The sequence below is a fragment of the Ancylobacter tetraedralis genome (genome assembly GCF_014195655.1).
Taxonomy (GTDB): Bacteria; Pseudomonadota; Alphaproteobacteria; order Rhizobiales; family Xanthobacteraceae; genus Ancylobacter; species Ancylobacter tetraedralis.
The window spans coordinates 117,756-132,623 of the sequence record NZ_JACICD010000008.1 but is presented as its reverse complement, the minus strand read 5'-3'; the positions used below and the strand labels follow the sequence as shown (position 1 = coordinate 132,623).

The following is a 14,868-nucleotide window of genomic DNA, read 5'->3' as shown; positions in this document are numbered from 1 at the left end:
CATCCACAATCTCCGCCGGTCAGGGTAAAGACCGGGTAAATCGTCGTCACCAAACTTTGGGAAATCCCCGCCGGCGCAATGTCATGCCGCGTCTCGCGGGCGGATCACGTTTGCGTCCGTGCCGTTCGAGGCGGGAGCGTTCACGCGTGGGCGGCGTGACAGGTGGAGCGGAGAGGGCGATCCGCCTCATGCGGAGGGGGGGGGGCGCCGGCCGGCATTGCCGGCGGATCGATTTGCGGCGGATCAACGCCGTGTTCATCGCCATTCCCGGTTTCCCGGGGTGGATGGCCGTTCGAGCGTCGTCGCCGAAGGGGCGCGCGCGTCAGCCGCGGGCGGACTGGGGCAGGCGGCGGTCGCACAAAGCGAGGCCGCCCAGCACAAGGGCGAAGCCGAGCGCATGGTGCAGGCTCAGCGCCTCGCCCAGCACGCCCACGGCGAGCGCGGTGCCGAAGACCGGCACGAGCTGGAGGAACTGGCCGGCGCGGGTCGGGCCCAGCACGGCGACGCCGCGTCCCCACAGCACGAAGCCGAGCGTGGGCAGGCTCGCCACATACAGCACGATGAGCGCGGCGTGGCCGAGATCGGCCGGGCTCAGCCCGCCGGTGGTGAGGCCGCCAGCGGCGATTTCCCACGCCGCGATGGGCGCGAGCGCGATCAGGCCGAAGGGAATGGAGACGGTGAGCGCGGCGGCCGCCGAGAGGCGCGTGGGAAAGCGCTTCAGCAGCACCGCATAGAGCGCGAAGGCGGAGATGCCGAGAAACAGCATGAGGTCGCCGAAATGCAGGTCGAGGCGGGCGAGATTGCCGATATCGCCGCGCAGCACGATGAGCGCGACGCCGGCGGTGGAAATGGCGAGCGCGAGGCGGGTGCGCAGGCCCGTGCGCTCGGCGAGGATGAGCCAGCCGAACAGCCCCACCACGATGGGGGCTGCCGAGCCGATGATGGAGCCGTTGACCAGGCTGGTATGGGCGAGGCCCAAATAGATCAGCACGGTGAACACGGCGATGTTGAGCACGCCGGCGGCGATCCAGAGCGGCCAGCGGCGGGCGATTTCCGCCCGCTCGGTCTGGATCTCGCGCCAGGTGAAAGGCAGCAGCAGGAGAAGCGCCAGCAGCCAGCGGGCGGCCGAGAGCGTCGCCGGCGGGATGAGGCCGGCGGCGAGATGGCCAGCCAGGAAATTGCCGGACCAGAGCAGCGCCGCCCCCGACAGCGCCATCACGGCGAGCCCGGCGGGCGAGCGGGCCAGGCCCTGGCGCGCCGAGCCGGCGGTGCGCGACACGAGCGGCGTCAACATGTCTGCGACGAATGCCATGACGCGCCTCCCAGGATGACCCGTGCCGGTGAAGGATGATGTCGATATAGGTCAGTGTAGTTGACCTACCTCGGCATGTCCTTGCGTTCTCGGGGCGCGGGAAAGGGGCGCGTGGCAGAATCTGCCGTCAGGGCCGTCTTTTTGAGCCGTGACTGTCGTTGCCCAGTTTTTCGGCAGCGGAATCGGGGCTCGCGGGCACGGCGCGCAGGTGATCGAGCGGCAGGCGCTGGCTCTCCTTCACCCGCTTCAGCGCCAGCGAGGAGCGCACGCCGCGCACGCCCGGCAGCCCCATCAATATGTCATGGGCGAAATGGGCGAAGCCTTCCAGATCCTCGCAGACCACATGCAGGAGGTAGTCGCTGTCGCCGGTCACGCTATAGCAGGCAATGACCTGCGGCAGCGCCAGCACGGCCGCTTCGAAGTCGCGCGCGGCCGCGTCGACCTGCCGCTCCAGATGCACCTGGATGAAGGCGAGCACGCCAAGCCCGAGCCGTGGGGCGCCCAGCCGCGCCTGGTAGCCGGCGATCAGCCCTTCCTCCTCCAGCCGGCGGGTGCGGCGCAGGCAGGGGGATGGCGAGAGGCCGATGCGCTCGGAGAGTTCCGCATTGGTGAGGCGGCCATCCTCCTGCAATTCGCGCAGGATGCGCAGATCGAACATGTCGAGCACAGGCGGGCGCATGTTCTGCCTCCATGTCGGGAATTCAGGGCAGGATGGTTCGTCGAAGCTCAATCTGCCGGCAGAAGCCGCCAGCCGGCAATTGGTCTTTGGTCAGCCCTGCTGACCGGCCGCGCGATCCGCCGCCGCGGGAGGCGCGGAGTCGCACGCAACGCAACATGTCGTGGATCGTGCCATCCATGCCACTTGAACTTGTGGTCACGGGGCGGCACCCTCGGGATATGAAATTCACCCGCCTGCGTCTCACCGGCTTCAAGACCTTCGTCGAGCCGACCGACATGCTGATCGAGCCCGGCCTCACCGGCATCGTGGGCCCGAATGGCTGCGGCAAGTCGAACCTGGTCGAGGCGCTGCGCTGGGTGATGGGCGAGAATTCCTACAAGGCGATGCGCGCCGAGGGGATGGATGACGTCATCTTCGGCGGCACCACGACGCGCGCCTCGCGCAACACCGCCGAGGTGGTGCTCGTCGTCGACAATGGCGACCGCTCCGCCCCGGCGGTGTTCAATGATGCCGACCTGCTGGAAATCTCCCGGCGCATCGAGCGCGAGTCCGGCTCCGCCTACCGCATCAACGGGCGCGAGGCGCGCGCGCGCGACGTGCAGATGCTGTTCGCCGATGCTTCCTCGGGCTCGCGCTCTCCGTCCATGGTGCGGCAGGGGCAGATCGGCGAGATCGTCGGGGCCAAGCCCACGGCCCGCCGGCGGCTGCTGGAAGAGGCGGCGGGCGTTGCCGGCCTGCATGCCCGCCGGCACGAGGCGGAAATGCGCCTTCGGGCCGCCGAGGCCAATCTCACCCGGCTCGACGACGTGATCGGCCAGATCGCCAGCCAGCTCGACGCGCTGCGTCGCCAGGCGCGCCAGGCGGCGCGCTACCGTGCCGTTTCCACCGATATCCGCACGGCGGAGGCGACGCTGCTGTGGCTGCGCTGGCTGGAGGCCTCCGGGGCGCTGAACGAGGCGAGCCGCGCGCTCGACCTCGCGGTGCGGTCCGTGGCGGAACGCACCGTGCAGCAGGGCGAGAGCGCCCGGCTCGCCGCCATCGCCGCTCATGGGTTGCCGGCGCTGCGCGAGGCCGATGCCGCGAGCGCGGCCGCCCTGCAGCGTCTGACGCTGGCGCAGGGTGAGCTCGACCGCGAGGAGGCGCGCGCCGACGCCCGCCGCGCCGAGCTGGATCGCCGCCTGTCCCAGCTCGCCGGCGACATGGAGCGCGAGCGCGCGCTCGCCGCCGATGCCGGCAGCGTGCTGGGCCGGCTGGCCGAGGAAGCCGAGGAGCTCGCCGCACTCCAGGAAGAGGCGGCGGAGGCCGAGGGGGAGGCGGGCGAGGCGCGTGAGGACGCCGCGCAGGCGCTGGCCGAATCGGAGCGCGCCTTCACCGAGGCCACCGCCAGCCATGCCGAGCGCGCCGCCCGGCGCGGCGCGCTGGAGCGCTCGGTGCGCGAGGCGGGCGAGCGCCATGCCCGGCTGGAGCGTGATGTCGCTCAACTCACCGAGGAGCGGCGCCGGCTGGAGGCGGGCGTCGACGGCGTGCGCCTCGAGGAGCGCCGCGCCAGCGCCGAAATCACCCGCGAGGCTTTCGAGGCCGCCGAGGCGTCGGCGCAGGAGGCCGAGGCCGCCCATGGGGAGGCCCGCGCCGCGCTCGATCACGCCCGCCGTCCGCTCGCCGAGGCCGAGCGCGTGGCGCAGCGGCTCGACACCGAGGCCCGCACCCTCGCCAAGCTGCTCGATGTCGGCGCGCCGCGCCGCTGGGCGCCGGTGATCGATCAGATCCGCGTGGCGCGCGGCTTCGAGACGGCGCTCGGCGCGGCGCTGGGCGATGATCTCGACGCCCCGGCCGATGTCGGTGCCCCCGTGCACTGGGCGCTGACGCCCGATGACGGCGATGCTCCGCTGCCGTCGGGCGCCGAGCCGCTCGCCCGCCATGTCGAGGCGCCGGCCGAGCTGGCGCGCCGCCTCGCGCAGATCGGCGTGGTGGAACGGAGCGAGGGCGCGCGCCTTGCGGCCCAGCTGCGGCCGGGCCAGCGGCTGGTCTCGCGCGAAGGCGACCTGTGGCGCTGGGATGGGCTGACCGCGGCGGCCGATGCGCCGACCGCCGCCGCGCGGCGCCTCGCCGAGCGCAACCGGCTGGCCGATATCGAGGCGGAGCGGATCGCCGCGCGGGCCGAGGTGGCCCAGCATCGCCGCGCGCTCGAGAGCGCCGAAGCGGCCCTGCGCGCGGCCGGCTCGCGCGAGAATGCCGCCCGCGAGGCCCGCCGTGCGGCGCTGCGTGCCATGGAAGCGACGCGCGACGACCTTGCCCGTGCCGAGCGGCAGGCCGCCGAGCAGGAGGCCAAGCTTTCCGCGCTGGCCGCGAGCCTCGATCGGCTGGATGCGGAGCGCGTCGCCAGCGCCGCCGGACTGATGGGCGCGCAGGCGCAACTGGCCGAACTGCCGGCCGGAATGGAGAGCGAGGCGCATCTGGTCGAGGCCCGCAGCCGCGTGGCGCAGGACCGGGCGGCGCTGGCGGAAGCGAGAGCCCGCGCCGAGGGGCTCACCCGCGAGCGCGAGCAGCGCGTGCGTCGCCTGCAGGCGATCGCCGGCGAACGAGCCTCGTGGCAGGCCCGCGCCAGCGGCACGGGCGAGCGGGTGGCGGCGCTGGAGGCACGCGTCGCGGAGGCGGCCGAGGAGCGCGAGGCGTTGGACGAGGTCCCGGCGGCCCTCGCCGCGCGCCGCCGCGCCCTGCTCGACGAGATCGCCCGGGCCGAGGCCGCGCGGCGCGAATCAGCCGATCGCCTCGCCAGCGGGGAGGGCGCGCAGGTGGGGGCCGAGCGCGCGGCCCGCGCCGCGCTCGACGCGCTCGCGGTGGCGCGCGAGGAAAGCGCGCGCGGCGAGGCGCGGCTGGATGCCGCACGCGAGCGGCGCGAGCAGGTGCTGCGTGAGATTTCCGACAGTCTCGACGGCCCGCCGGACAGCGCGCGCACCATTGCCGGGCTGGAAGCCGATACGCCGCTGCCCGACGCTGCGGGGTTGGAGGCCGATCTCGACCGGCTGAAGCGCGAGCGTGAACGGCTGGGCGCGGTCAATCTGCGCGCCGAGGAGGAACTGGCCGAGGTCGAGGGCCAGCAGCAGGGCCTCTCGGCCGAGCGCGAGGACCTGACGGAGGCGATCAAGCGGCTGCGCCAGGGCATTTACGGCCTCAACCGTGAGGCGCGCGAACGGCTTCAGGCGAGTTTCACCGTGGTCGACGGGCATTTCCAGCAATTGTTCGGCACGTTGTTCGGCGGGGGCGAGGCGCGGCTCGTGCTGACCGATTCGGATGACCCGCTGGAGGCGGGGCTCGACATCATCGCCAAGCCGCCGGGCAAGAAGCCGCAATCGCTTTCGCTGCTCTCGGGCGGCGAGCAGGCGCTCACCGCCATGGCGCTCATCTTCGCGGTATTCCTCACCAATCCGGCGCCGATCTGCGTGCTCGACGAGGTCGATGCGCCGCTCGACGACTCGAATGTCGAGCGATTCTGCAACCTTCTGGACGAGATGCGCCGCCTCACCGAGACGCGTTTCATCACGATTACGCACAACCCCATCACCATGAGCCGCATGAACCGGTTGTTCGGCGTGACCATGGCCGAGCGCGGCGTGTCCAAGCTTGTCTCGGTCGATCTCGCCACAGCCGAGACCTATCGTGAGGCAAGTTGACGCCGTCATGCCCGCGGCAGTGCGCCGGAGGTGAGACGGGGGGCGATCGGCGTATTCCCCCGGCGCCGCTGGCATGCCAAAAACACGGCGATACTCCGCCCTCCGCCTTCCCTTGGTGCGAGGCGGGGTGACGCAATGCCTGCGACAGAGCGTCCCCTGTTGCTTTTCTTCAAGTTTTTCAACTGCTTAAAACATGAGTTCACGTTCTTGACACCCCTTGGGCCGATCACTATGGTGCGCCCGGTTTCGGGGATGGGAAATCCTTCTCCGGCAAGGACTGAGCATAGATCATGGGCGACCGGGACAGAACGGACGGCCAAAAGGACTCAGGCCGGCCGGAGGTTTCCGACACCGAGCTCTCGGGCCGGCTAAGCGGGCTGGGCAGTGCGCTGGACAAGGTGCGCGCCGAGCGGCAAGCGGAAGAGAAGGCGTCAAAGGTTCCGGACCGGACGTCCTCTTCGGCCGGCATGGCGCTCGCTTTCCGCTTGGGAAGCGAGTTCGTCGCGGGAGTTCTGGTGGGCGCCGGCCTCGGCTGGGCGATCGACCGGCTCCTCGGCATTACGCCGTGGGGGATGATCGTGTTCATGCTTCTGGGCTTCGGCGCGGGAATCATGAATATGCTGCGCGCCGCCGGGGAAACCGGCCCGAAGACGCCGCCGAAAGGCGGGGCGTGACGAGTGTGACTTGGGGATGCGACGGTCTGTCTTGCGGCGGGCCTGTCAACGGAATTTCGAGCGATGCCGGCCTTCGGGCGGGTGTCTGAGACAGGGGCGGGCGCCCTGCGGCGCCACGTTTGAGGGCAACGACCGGCGATGGCCAGCGGAACCGTGATCGATCCGATCCACCAGTTCCAGATCCACAAGATCGTGGACCTGGGAGCTCCGGGGGGCGTCGAGCTCGCCTTCACCAATTCCGCCGCCTTCATGTTCGGCATCGTGGCGCTGGTGTTCTTCTTCCTCACCTTCGCGACGCGCGGCCGCACGCTGGTGCCCAACCGCCTGCAGTCGCTCGCCGAGCTGTCCTACGAATTCGTCGCCTCGACCGTGCGCAGCACGGCCGGCAATGAGGGGATGAAGTTCTTCCCCCTCGTGTTCTCGCTCTTCATCTTCGTGCTGACGGCGAATTTCGTCGGCATGATCCCGTATTCGTTCACCGTCACCAGCCATCTCATCGTCACCGCCGCGCTGGCGCTGCTGGTGATCCTGACGGTCATCATCTACGGCTTCGTCCGCCACGGCACGCATTTCCTGCACCTGTTCGTGCCCTCGGGCGTGCCGGCCTTCCTGCTGCCCTTCATGATCGTGATCGAGCTGATCTCGTTCCTCTCGCGGCCCATCAGCCTGTCGCTGCGTCTGTTCGCCAACATGTTGGCCGGCCACATCGCCATGAAGGTGTTCGCGGGCTTCATCGTGATGATGACCAGCGCGGGCATCGCCGGCTGGCTCGGCGCCGTGCTGCCACTTGCCATGGTCGTGGCGCTCACCGCGCTCGAATTCCTTGTCGCTTTCCTGCAGGCCTACGTCTTCGCGGTGCTGACCTGCATCTATCTCAACGACGCTCTGCATCCGGGCCACTGATCGGCGCGTCGCGGGACCTCATCCAGCCTTCAACTCACTCAGCGAATTCAAATAGGAGAAGACCATGGATCCGATTGCCGCCAAGTTCCTCGGCGCCGGTCTCGCTTGTCTCGGCATGGGCCTTGCCGCCATCGGCGTGGGTAACATCTTCGGCAGCTTCCTCTCGGGCGCGCTGCGCAACCCGTCGGCGGCCGATGGCCAGTTCGCCCGCGCCTTCATCGGTGCGGCGCTCGCCGAAGGTCTCGGCATCTTCGCGCTGGTCGTCGCGCTGGTTCTGCTGTTCGTGGTCTGACGCCCTGCCGCGAGGGCGTGGCGCTCGCGACATGCCCTCGTGCCGCACGACGTCCCCATTGACTGAGGAAGCCTGAACCATGTCCGAGGCCCAAGGTCCGGCCGGTACATTCGTCATAGCCCAGGCGGGAACGCCTGCGCCGGGCACGTTGCCGGCGGAGAGCGGCGTGGAGATTGCAGTGCCTCCAGCGGAAGCGCATGGCGGCGGGTTTCCGCCCTTTGACGTTCATACCTTTCCCTCGCAGCTTGTCTGGCTGGCGATCGCGTTCGGCGCGCTCTACCTGCTGATGAGCCGCATCGCACTGCCGCGCATCGCCAATATTCTCGAGGAACGGCATGATCGCATCGCCGACGACCTCGAGGAGGCCGGCAAGCTGAAGGCCGAGAGCGAAGCGGCGGCGGTGGCCTATGAGAAGGCGCTCGCCGGTGCCCGCAACAAGGCCCAAGGCATCGCCACCGAGACGCGCGACAAGCTCACGGCGGATGCCGATGCGAGCCGCAAGTCGCTGGAGGCCGAGCTGTCGGCCAAGCTGGCGGCGGCCGAACAGCAGATCGCGACGACCAAGACGGCGGCCATGTCCAATGTGCGCGGCATCGCCGTGGACGCGGCCGGCGCCATCGTGGGTGAGCTGATCGGCACCGTGCCCGCCCCGGGCGCGGTCGAGGCGGCGGTCGACACCGCCATCAAGAGCTGAGGACGCGCCATGGGTAGCGATACTTTCTGGGTCGCCGTGGCCTTCATCGTCTTCATGGCGATCGTCGTCCGGGCCGGCGGCTTTTCGAGCATGGCGGCCAAGCTTGATTCGCGTGGCGACCGTATCCGGCAGGAGCTGGAGGAGGCTCGCCGGCTGAAGGACGAGGCGCACAAGCTGGTGGCCGAATACAAGCGCCGCCAGCGCGAGGCCGAGGCCGAAGCCGAGGCCATCATCACCACCGCGAAGGCCGAGGCCGAGCGGCTGGCGTCGGAAGCGAAGCAGAAGCTCGACGACCTCATCGTCCGCCGCACCAAGATGGCCGAGCAGAAGATCGCTCAGGCCGAGCAGCAGGCGGTGGCGGATGTAAAGGCTGCGGCCGCCGAGGCCGCCGTCAAGGCCGCCGAGACGCTGCTCACCGCCAATGTGGTGGGCGCGACGGCGGACCGGATACTGACCTCGGCGGTTTCCGAGGTGAAGTCGAAGCTGAACTGAGCCGGGCGCGCACCTTCGCCTCTCTCGATCTGATCACGAAAGGCCCGGCTCGCGCCGGGCCTTTTCGTTTTTGGCGATCCGCCGTCTCGCATGCCTTGCACGGAAGGACGGCGGGTGGCGCAATGCGGGATGATCGGCATCGCCGACCGGATCCGTCGCCAAGGGCGATCGAGCAAGGCATGCGGCGGCACGTGGGGAGCGCGGGCGATCGGCTCGCTCGCGGCTGATATCCGGCCAGCGGGCGCGAGGCGGTTGGCCGGAGAGCCTCGCCGAGGCGGCCCGCTGGACGATGCTCGGGCTCAAGACCCGCGCGCAGCGGGCGCGCTGGACCAACGGACCGGGCGACGGCGCGTCATGGCTGTCCCGCTCCTGTCCATGTCCATGTCCATGTCCCGCACAGCGCCCCAGGCATTTTCCCCCAGGGCGTATTCTACCGATGCCTCGCGCGCGACCTGAGCCGGGGGCATTGAAAAGGGCGTTGGCCGGCTCCCAATGCGCCGAGCCGAACGCGTGACCAGCCCTCGTCGGGAACCGCCCACTTGGGGGGCTGACGCGCCATTCGGCTTTTCGCCCGTGCGGCCCCCACAGGCTTCGCGCCGGCTCTGGGCTTGCCACCGGGACCCGCCGGCAGAAGCCTTGGAGTGTTCCGGCATTCGGCCGGCATTCGGCCGGCAGTCGGCGCGGCAGCGAACCGCACATGGGCGACGGCGCCCGCCCGAGCCTCACCCTGTCCAGCGGCGGGGGCGGTAGAAGGTGTGCTCGCCGATCTGGTCGAGCTGGCGCATCTCGCGGATCCAGCTCGGGTGCACCGATTGCGCATGATAATGCGTCGCGCGCCCCACTTTCTCGTCCCAGATCAGGCCATCGAGCATATCCGCGGCGATCTGCCGGGCCTGTTTCCACAGGCGCGGCTCGGTCACAACGTCCCGCACATTGTCGCAGGCAAAGGTGAACTGGCAGGCGAATTTGCGGTTGGCGTTCTGGTACACGGCGCGGCAGATATCGGCGGGGTAATAGCCGGAGAACACCCGGTTCATCACCACCTGCGCGACGGCGACCTGCCCGCGCACCGGTTCGCCGCGGCTTTCGAAATAGACGGCCTCGGCCAGGCATTTCTCCGAGCGCTCGCGGCGCTTGCCGTCCAGGCCAAGCCGTTCGGCCGGGCTCGGGCCGCTCGACACGCGGGCGGGGGCATCCCCCTCGCCCCGCGCGGTCGTGCCGGTGCCACCATCCTCGCTCCCGCCACCATCGAGATGGAGGAAGGGCTGCGGCGGCAGGGCGGAGCTATCATAGCCGAAGATGAAGGCTGACTGCCGATAGAGGGGAAGCTGCTCATCGGCCGCCGCAGCGGTTCCGGTCTCGGCGCCCTCGCCGCGCCCCGTCACGCCGATCGTGGCATCCTCGGCATCCGTGTCCCCGCCCAGCGCCACGGCGGGGCCGTCGGCTTCCAGCTGGGTGGGGTCGCCGGTCGGATCGCCGGCGGACAGCGAATAGATGCCCTCGTTATGTCGGGCGGCAATATCCGGCGTTTCCTCTTCGCTGCTCTCCGGTTCTTCGATTTCCGTGCCGATGCCGGCCATGTCCGGCTGATCGGTGGTTCCCGCGCCCGCGGTGCCGAGCCCGGCCTTTCCGGTGCCGGCGGTACCGGTTCCACCGGTGCTGCTGCCCGAGCCGACAAGGCTTACCCCGTCGGTGCCGGCACCGGTCGAGCGGCCGGCGAGGCCGAGCGGGCCGGCGCCCGATCGCGTGCCCTCGTCAAGGGGTAAAAGGTCGGTCTTGTCGCGATGGTTCGCGTCGGCGCGCTGCAGCGACGCGGCCGGAGGTTCGCCGATGACGGATCCCGAAATCAGCGACGGCCCGGCCGGCCAGGCGAAGCTGGCCAATTTCAGGGTGTGCAGCGAATTGGACAGAATGGTGAGGCGTGCACGCTCGGCGATGCCGGGCCGGTGAGCCATGCGGCCGGTGATGTCCTGCGGCCCGATGGTGCTGCTGCCACCCACGAGAAGGGCAATCAGCAGGGCCGCCTTCGCCCTATGGCTATCCATCCGCGCCCCAGCCCACATTCCCAACGCCTGTACAAAACGTCGCCCCCCGTCGCGTGGCCCGCCGGTGACGGGCAAGCCTTCGCGGGGCGCGCCTTATGGTTATCGCGCATTAACCTTGCCCACCGGTTAATGGCCGGCAGGGGCGGCGGGAGCATGTCGCGGGCGGGGAGGGGATGTGGCGTCAGCGAGGCGCGGCGGCGCGGGACAGCCGGTCGGCGATGGCCTCGCCCAGTCCCTCATGTGGCAGGGCGATGACGGCGATGGCCTGCGCGCCGCTGCGGTCCAGCCGGCGCAGATGGTCGAACAGATTCGCCGCCGCCTCGACGAGATCACCGGCCGGACTGAGGTCGAGAATGGCCAGCGCCCGCTCTGTTCCCGGCGGGCGGGTGCCGGCAAAGGTCAGCAGCGCCTCGCCCGGGCGCACCTCCCGCGCATCGAGCCGCACCGGTAGGGCGGGCGCATAATGCGAGGCCAGCATGCCGGGCGCGAGCGGGGCGACTTCGGCGGCGGGCTCGCCCGGAGCCCGTGGCGCGGGGCTGGCGGGGGCAAAGCCCAGCGCCGCCGTGATCGCCTCGCGTGGCAGGCCACCCGGCCGCAGCAGCACGGGCCGGTCGCCGGTACAGTCGAGAATGGTGGATTCGACCCCCACGCGCGAGGGACCGGCATCGAGCACGAGGTCGATCCGCCCGTCGAGATCGGCCAGCACATGCTCGGCCCGCGTCGGCGAGACATGGCCGGAGCGGTTGGCGCTGGGCGCGGCGATGGGCCGGCCGGCCGCCGCCAGCACGGCCTGCGCGACCGGATGGGCCGGCACGCGGATGGCGACGCTCGAAAGCCCCGCGCGGGCAAGCTCGCTTGTCGCGTGTTCGATCGCCGGCACTACCAGCGTCAGCGGGCCGGGCCAGAAGCGGGCGGCAAGCACTTCCGCCGCCGCTGTCAGCCGGCCGACCCGGCGGGCGGCGGCGAGATCGGGCACATGGGCGATGAGCGGATTGAAGGTCGGCCGACCCTTGGCGGCATAGAGGCTGGCGACCGCGCGCGGGTTGGTGGCATCGCAGGCGAGGCCATACACCGTCTCCGTCGGAAGGGCGACGAGACCCCCGGCCACCAGCACGCGCGCGGCCTCATCGATGCCGGCCGCATCCGCCGCCATCCTCCGTGTCGCGCGTTCGGTCGCCTGGCCGCCTGCGCTCATCATTCCTCCGGGGTCCCGCGCTCGGATAAGGTGTCCGCTCGTGCCGGTCAACCGGCGGGTTGACGATGGAGCGGCGGGGAAATTCGTGGGCCACAGGCTTGCCGCGCTGGCTCGCCGTTCCCACGTGGCATATCGTCTACAATCAATCGTCGTTGGAACAATGAAAAGCCTGTTCCGACCAAGAACCCCGCCGACAGATCGGTCAAATCCCAAGGAACGCCATGACCACGCTGCTTGTTGCGCACGACGCCTGCCTCGAACATCTCACGCCGGCCGGCCATCCCGAGCGGCCGGATCGGGTGCGCGTGCTCAATCGTGTGTTCGAGGCCGAGGCGTTCGCCACGCTGGCCCGCGAGCAGGCCCCGATCGCCAGCCGCGAGGATATCGTGCGCGTGCACCCGGAGGATTTCGTCGCCGCGCTCGACGCCGCCATGCCGGACGAGGGGCTGGTGCGGATCGACGGCGACACGGTGATGTCGCCCGGCACCGGCGAGGCGATCTGGCGCGGGGTCGGCGGCGCGGTGATGGCGGTGGACGAGGTGCTCACGGGCAAGGTGAGCAACGCCTTCGTCTCCATGCGCCCGCCCGGCCACCATGCCGAGACGCGCACGCCGATGGGTTTCTGCCTGTTCAACAATGTGGCCATCGCCGCCCGGCATGCGCAGGCGGTGCACGGGCTGGACCGCGTCGCCATCGTCGATTTCGACGTGCATCACGGCAATGGCACGCAGGAGATCTTCTGGTCCGACCCGAGCGTGCTCTACGCCTCCACCCATCAGATGCCGCTCTTCCCCGGCACCGGCGCGGTGGGTGAGCGCGGCACCACGGACAACGTGGTCAACGCGCCGCTGCGCTCGGGCGATGGCGGCGAGGCGTTCCGCGAGGCGTTCGAGAGCCGCATCCTGCCGCGGCTGGAGGCGTTCGGCGCCGAGCTCATCATCATCTCGGCCGGTTTCGATGCCCACACACGCGACCCTCTCGCCAACATCAACCTGCTGGAGGACGATTTCAGCTGGGTCACCAAGAAGCTGATGGACGTGGCCGACCGGCGCTGCGGCGGCCGGCTCGTCTCGGTGCTGGAAGGCGGCTACGACCTCGAAGGGTTGGCCCGCTCCGCCTCGGCCCATGTCATGGCGCTGATGCGCGGGTGACGGCAGGGGGATGAGCGCGCGCCCGCGAGCCTGTATAAGGGGCGCGACTCACGGCAAGGAGAACGCGATGACCGATGCGGCGACGGTGGACACGCTGAGCTTCGAGACGGCGCTCGTCGAGCTTGAGGCGATCGTCGGCAAGCTCGAGGGCGGCAATGTTCCGCTGGAGGAATCCATCGCGCTCTATGCGCGCGGCGAGGCGCTGAAGGCCCGCTGCGACGCGCTGCTGAAGGATGCCGAGGCGCGGGTCGAGCGGATCACCCTCGGGCTCGACGGCAAGCCGGCGGGAACCGTGCCGCTGGACGGAGAGTAGGGCACGGGCGGGCATGACGATCCGGCTGCGCGCCCATCATCTCCTCTGCCTGCTCACCTATGTCGGCCGGGGCTACACGCCCGCCTTCGTCGCCCATTACGAGCGCGTCGTCGCCCGGCTGAACGCGGGTGAGGAGGCGATCCTCGTCGAGGGGCCGGACGAGATCTGCGCGCCGATGCTGGAAGGCGGGCACCATTGCCTGAAACCGCGCATCGCCGCCCGCGATGCGCAGGCGCTCGCCGCGCTGTCGGCGTTGACCGGGAACGAATTGGTTGCCGGTGCGAAGGTGCCGCTCACCACGGCAAGCGTGGCGCGGCTGCGCGCGGCCTTCGCCGCCGGCACCATCCGCCGCGCCTGCGAGGCCTGCCAGTGGTCGCCGCTCTGCAGCGATGTCGCCGCGTCGGGTTTCACCGCGGCGCGCTTCACCGGCGGATAAGGCGGCTCAGCCGGCGGCGCGGCGGCAGTCGGGGTTGAAGACCCGTGTCGTCGAGGCCGGGTTGCGGGCGAGGGCGGCCGTCGGGCGGATGGGGCGGCGCACCAGCTCGCCGCCGCAATTGGGGCAGATGCCGCCGAGCACCTCCCGCGCGCAATCCGCGCAGAAGGTGCATTCGAAGGTGCAGATCACCGCCTCCCGCGTCTCCGGCGGGAGATCGCGGTCGCAGCATTCGCAGTTCGGCCTGAGTTCCAGCATGGCCCGCTCCGCCGGATCAGTAGATGCCGGGCAGCAGGCGCGCCGTGCGCGCGCTGTAGGCGCGGTACTCTTCCCCGAACGTGTCGAGCATCATCCGCTCTTCCTTGCCGATGCGGAAGGCATAGAGAATGCCGAAGCCGACGATGCCGGCCGGCCCGGCAATCCAGTTGGGAACCAGGATCAGCTGGGCCACCGCCCACAGGAAGAAGGCCGAGTACATCGGGTGGCGCACATAGCGATAGACGCCGCCGGTGATCAGCTTGTGCTCGTCCTTGATCTCCAGCGTGACCGACCAGTTGCGGCCGAGATCCTCGTGCGTGCGGCGGAACAGCCACAGCGCGAAGGCAAACACCGCCGTGCCGAGGCCGAACTGCACCACGGAATAGGGATAATCGGCAAAGCTGAACAGCGGCGAGGTGGCCCAGAACATCGGGATGATGCCGAGGCCGAGCGTGGAGCAGGACAGAAGGATCAATTCACGGAGCCGGTGGCGGGCGTCGACAATGCGCTCGCGCTTCACCTTCTGCTCGAAGGGGATGCGGATGACGTACCAACCGACCACGCCGACGGCCCAGACGATTTTTGCAGCGATAATGAGGTCCATGAAGCGTCCGTTCAGGCGATGGGGAAAATGTCCAGGCGGGAAATGACGGGGAACAATGCGTCTGGAGCGGTTTCCGCGACAGTTGACCGTCTCTCGCGGAAAACGCTCCAGTTTATCGAATCCAGAGCCCATTCGTGCCGATCCGGTGATGT

15 protein-coding genes are annotated in these 14,868 nt (G+C 69.9%); 9 read left to right on the top strand and 6 right to left on the bottom strand.

Annotated elements, in window-relative coordinates; translation table 11 throughout:
* Window positions 1–322 precede the first annotated feature (322 nt).
* Together FHS55_RS18805 and FHS55_RS18800 are read right to left on the bottom strand one after the other, a co-directional pair.
* Window positions 323–1,312, bottom strand: coding sequence for a DMT family transporter (locus FHS55_RS18805; RefSeq protein WP_183191327.1), 990 nt, complete (start codon window positions 1,310–1,312; stop codon window positions 323–325).
* A 127-nt stretch (window positions 1,313–1,439) separates the two neighbouring features.
* A complete protein-coding gene (locus FHS55_RS18800) occupies window positions 1,440–1,991 on the bottom strand; it encodes an Lrp/AsnC family transcriptional regulator (RefSeq protein WP_183191326.1) in 552 nt (183 codons plus the stop codon).
* Window positions 1,992–2,209: 218 nt separating this feature from the next.
* On the opposite strand from FHS55_RS18800, the gene FHS55_RS18795 reads away from it, so the two are divergent.
* The 6 genes from FHS55_RS18795 to FHS55_RS18770 all read left to right on the top strand — a co-directional run bounded on the left by FHS55_RS18795 (window position 2,210) and on the right by FHS55_RS18770 (window position 8,717).
* Window positions 2,210–5,662, top strand: coding sequence for a chromosome segregation SMC family protein (locus FHS55_RS18795; RefSeq protein ID WP_183191325.1), 3,453 nt, complete (start codon window positions 2,210–2,212; stop codon window positions 5,660–5,662).
* Between the two features lie 290 nt (window positions 5,663–5,952).
* Complete coding sequence (locus tag FHS55_RS18790) at window positions 5,953–6,336, top strand: AtpZ/AtpI family protein (protein WP_183191324.1); 384 nt, start codon at window positions 5,953–5,955, stop codon at window positions 6,334–6,336.
* 153 nt (window positions 6,337–6,489) lie between these two features.
* On the top strand, window positions 6,490–7,239 hold the full coding sequence (locus tag FHS55_RS18785; RefSeq protein WP_183191386.1) for a F0F1 ATP synthase subunit A: 750 nt from the start codon (window positions 6,490–6,492) through the stop codon (window positions 7,237–7,239).
* Window positions 7,240–7,303: 64 nt separating this feature from the next.
* A complete protein-coding gene (locus FHS55_RS18780; RefSeq protein ID WP_183191323.1) occupies window positions 7,304–7,531 on the top strand; it encodes a F0F1 ATP synthase subunit C in 228 nt (75 codons plus the stop codon).
* Between the two features lie 79 nt (window positions 7,532–7,610).
* Window positions 7,611–8,225 carry a F0F1 ATP synthase subunit B gene (locus FHS55_RS18775; RefSeq protein ID WP_183191322.1) on the top strand — a complete coding sequence of 205 codons (615 nt, stop codon included), beginning with the start codon at window positions 7,611–7,613 and terminating at the stop codon, window positions 8,223–8,225.
* Window positions 8,226–8,234: 9 nt separating this feature from the next.
* Entirely contained in the window at window positions 8,235–8,717 is a 483-nt protein-coding gene (locus FHS55_RS18770; protein ID WP_183191321.1) for a F0F1 ATP synthase subunit B family protein, read from the top strand.
* A 722-nt stretch (window positions 8,718–9,439) separates the two neighbouring features.
* On the opposite strand, the gene FHS55_RS18765 is transcribed toward FHS55_RS18770, so the two are convergent.
* Window positions 9,440–10,762: a cell wall hydrolase gene (locus tag FHS55_RS18765; protein ID WP_246340276.1), complete on the bottom strand. Its 1,323-nt coding sequence runs from the start codon at window positions 10,760–10,762 to the stop codon at window positions 9,440–9,442.
* A 181-nt stretch (window positions 10,763–10,943) separates the two neighbouring features.
* Window positions 10,944–11,957: an L-threonylcarbamoyladenylate synthase gene (locus FHS55_RS18760; RefSeq protein ID WP_183191385.1), complete on the bottom strand. Its 1,014-nt coding sequence runs from the start codon at window positions 11,955–11,957 to the stop codon at window positions 10,944–10,946.
* Window positions 11,958–12,178: 221 nt separating this feature from the next.
* On the opposite strand from FHS55_RS18760, the gene FHS55_RS18755 reads away from it, so the two are divergent.
* From FHS55_RS18755 to FHS55_RS18745, 3 genes are all read left to right on the top strand, one after another.
* Entirely contained in the window at window positions 12,179–13,108 is a 930-nt protein-coding gene (locus FHS55_RS18755) for a histone deacetylase family protein (RefSeq protein ID WP_183191319.1), read from the top strand.
* 67 nt (window positions 13,109–13,175) lie between these two features.
* Window positions 13,176–13,421 (top strand): exodeoxyribonuclease VII small subunit, encoded by a 246-nt coding sequence (locus FHS55_RS18750; protein ID WP_183191318.1) that lies wholly within the window; start codon window positions 13,176–13,178, stop codon window positions 13,419–13,421.
* Between the two features lie 13 nt (window positions 13,422–13,434).
* On the top strand, window positions 13,435–13,857 hold the full coding sequence (locus tag FHS55_RS18745) for a DUF1284 domain-containing protein (RefSeq protein ID WP_183191317.1): 423 nt from the start codon (window positions 13,435–13,437) through the stop codon (window positions 13,855–13,857).
* A 6-nt stretch (window positions 13,858–13,863) separates the two neighbouring features.
* Here the strand turns inward: FHS55_RS18745 and FHS55_RS18740 are convergent, their stop codons facing one another.
* Both FHS55_RS18740 and FHS55_RS18735 read right to left on the bottom strand, forming a co-directional pair.
* A complete protein-coding gene (locus FHS55_RS18740; RefSeq protein WP_183191316.1) occupies window positions 13,864–14,112 on the bottom strand; it encodes a DUF1272 domain-containing protein in 249 nt (82 codons plus the stop codon).
* A gap of 16 nt (window positions 14,113–14,128) precedes the next feature.
* Window positions 14,129–14,716: a protein-S-isoprenylcysteine O-methyltransferase gene (locus FHS55_RS18735; protein ID WP_183191315.1), complete on the bottom strand. Its 588-nt coding sequence runs from the start codon at window positions 14,714–14,716 to the stop codon at window positions 14,129–14,131.
* Window positions 14,717–14,868: the final 152 nt, after the last annotated feature.

Bases quoted from the DNA above. Each gene is read 5' to 3' on its own strand.
- FHS55_RS18770 (WP_183191321.1), top strand. From the start codon at position 8,235: ATGGGTAGCGATACTTTCTGGGTCGCCGTGGCCTTCATCGTCTTCATG.
- FHS55_RS18740 (WP_183191316.1), bottom strand. From the start codon at position 14,112: ATGCTGGAACTCAGGCCGAACTGCGAATGCTGCGACCGCGATCTCCCG.
- FHS55_RS18800 (WP_183191326.1), bottom strand. From the start codon at position 1,991: ATGCGCCCGCCTGTGCTCGACATGTTCGATCTGCGCATCCTGCGCGAA.
- FHS55_RS18790 (WP_183191324.1), top strand. From the start codon at position 5,953: ATGGGCGACCGGGACAGAACGGACGGCCAAAAGGACTCAGGCCGGCCG.
- FHS55_RS18745 (WP_183191317.1), top strand. From the start codon at position 13,435: ATGACGATCCGGCTGCGCGCCCATCATCTCCTCTGCCTGCTCACCTAT.
- FHS55_RS18805 (WP_183191327.1), bottom strand. From the start codon at position 1,312: ATGGCATTCGTCGCAGACATGTTGACGCCGCTCGTGTCGCGCACCGCC.
- FHS55_RS18780 (WP_183191323.1), top strand. From the start codon at position 7,304: ATGGATCCGATTGCCGCCAAGTTCCTCGGCGCCGGTCTCGCTTGTCTC.
- FHS55_RS18765 (WP_246340276.1), bottom strand. From the start codon at position 10,762: ATGGATAGCCATAGGGCGAAGGCGGCCCTGCTGATTGCCCTTCTCGTG.
- FHS55_RS18755 (WP_183191319.1), top strand. From the start codon at position 12,179: ATGACCACGCTGCTTGTTGCGCACGACGCCTGCCTCGAACATCTCACG.
- FHS55_RS18735 (WP_183191315.1), bottom strand. From the start codon at position 14,716: ATGGACCTCATTATCGCTGCAAAAATCGTCTGGGCCGTCGGCGTGGTC.
- FHS55_RS18795 (WP_183191325.1), top strand. From the start codon at position 2,210: ATGAAATTCACCCGCCTGCGTCTCACCGGCTTCAAGACCTTCGTCGAG.
- FHS55_RS18760 (WP_183191385.1), bottom strand. From the start codon at position 11,957: ATGAGCGCAGGCGGCCAGGCGACCGAACGCGCGACACGGAGGATGGCG.
- FHS55_RS18775 (WP_183191322.1), top strand. From the start codon at position 7,611: ATGTCCGAGGCCCAAGGTCCGGCCGGTACATTCGTCATAGCCCAGGCG.
- FHS55_RS18750 (WP_183191318.1), top strand. From the start codon at position 13,176: ATGACCGATGCGGCGACGGTGGACACGCTGAGCTTCGAGACGGCGCTC.